Origin of the sequence: Corynebacterium sp., from assembly GCF_030530965.1 — a bacterium.
In the GTDB taxonomy this organism is placed as follows: Bacteria; Actinomycetota; Actinomycetes; order Mycobacteriales; family Mycobacteriaceae; genus Corynebacterium.
In genome coordinates, this window is the sequence record NZ_JAUMTY010000061.1 from 9,180 (window position 1) to 10,709 (window position 1,530).

Consider the following 1,530-nt stretch of genomic DNA (forward strand, 5'->3'; position numbering starts at 1 on the left):
CGCAATGATATGACCGCGCCGCTACCTGTTGTGACGGATGCTCCGCGGGCATCGGGTGGACGCCACCACGTGCGCCGCCGCCACACCCAGTAACATTATTCACATGAATACCACTAGCGATGACGATTACCTCCGCGGCCCTGATGGCCGCCCGATCGTCGACCGCTACGGGCGACCTATCCGACGCCGGTCAGGGAAAAACACTGCAGCTTCGAGCAACGGTGCCGATGGTGGGGGTCACCGTCACGAAGCAAACAGTAGGCGTACCGGCAGCAACCGGGCCGACGGGTCCCGCGTCGACTACTCCGGGGGGAGCTCTCCTGCGCGGCATGAGAAGCACGAATACCAGCACTTTCGTGCACAACCGGGGCCTGCGTCGTCCCGTGCGAGATATCAAAGCGGGCAGTCGGAGCGAACCGATTCCACCCAACCACCACGCCGCCGTGATGGACGTCCCGGGGACTACAGTTCGAACTCCCGTCGATACTCTCAGCCGTTGCCTCCTCGCGGAATCGAGGAACATAACCGACGCACCGGCGCGCCCAGTTATCCTCCCGCCGGCAGCCGCCCGTCCGAGAAGAGCCGCCCTTCCGGCCCAAGCCGAGGCCGTCGATGGCTTTCGTCCGCCACAAGCCGTGGACGTTGGTGGCGATCGTCCGGGTGGGGGCGCAAGCTAGGAGCACTCCTGGGCGTCCTGATACTCGTTGCCCTCGGGACGATGGTGTGGGTCGATCTTCGGCTCCATCGTGTTGATGCTCTCACCAATTATGGCGGACGGCCTAGCGGTGGTTCGGGAACGAACTGGCTGCTCGTTGGCTCTGATTCGCGTGATGGCCTCTCTGAGGATCAGCAGGCTGAACTTTCCACCGGTGGCGATACGGGCGGCGGACGCACAGATTCCATCATCCTGGTGCACATTCCCTTCGTAGGGAAGGCAACGATGGTGTCCATCCCCCGCGATTCGTACGTCGATGTGCCCGGTCACGGAAAGGACAAGGTCAACGCTTCGTATGCGCTGGGCGGCCCGCAGCTCCTCCAGCAGACGGTGGAACAGGCCACTGGCCTGCGCATTGACCACTATGCGGAGATCGGTTTCGGCGGGTTCGCCGGGGTGGTCGATGCCGTGGGCGGCGTCAAAATCTGCGTCGAGCAGCCCATGGATGACCCGCTCGCTGGGATTAATCTGCAGCCGGGGTGCCAGAAACTTGATGGCCCCACCGCCCTGGGCTTCGTTCGGTCACGGCATTCGATGGACGATGGCGACATCGGCCGTGCCAGGAACCAGCGGACGTTCCTCGCCGCGCTGGTGAAGAAGGCACTATCCCCCACCACGTTCCTCAACCCGTTCCGCTTCTTCCCCTTTGTCAGCCGTATGACGGATTCTTTCACAGTGGACAAGCACGATCACGTGTGGAATCTCGCCCGCTTGGGTATTGGGTTGGGCATGTCACCGCGTAACGAAACGATCCCCATCGCATCCTATGAATCCACCGATGTCGGAGACGTCGACGTGTGGGACGACGACGGAGC

1 protein-coding gene is annotated in these 1,530 nt (G+C 62.8%); it reads left to right on the top strand.

The genetic code is table 11. The annotated features are described in order from the left end of the window. Window positions 1-103: 103 nt before the first annotated feature. The coding region (locus Q3981_RS09395) for an LCP family protein (RefSeq protein WP_303125603.1) at window positions 104-1,530 on the top strand (1,427 nt) is incomplete at its 3' end.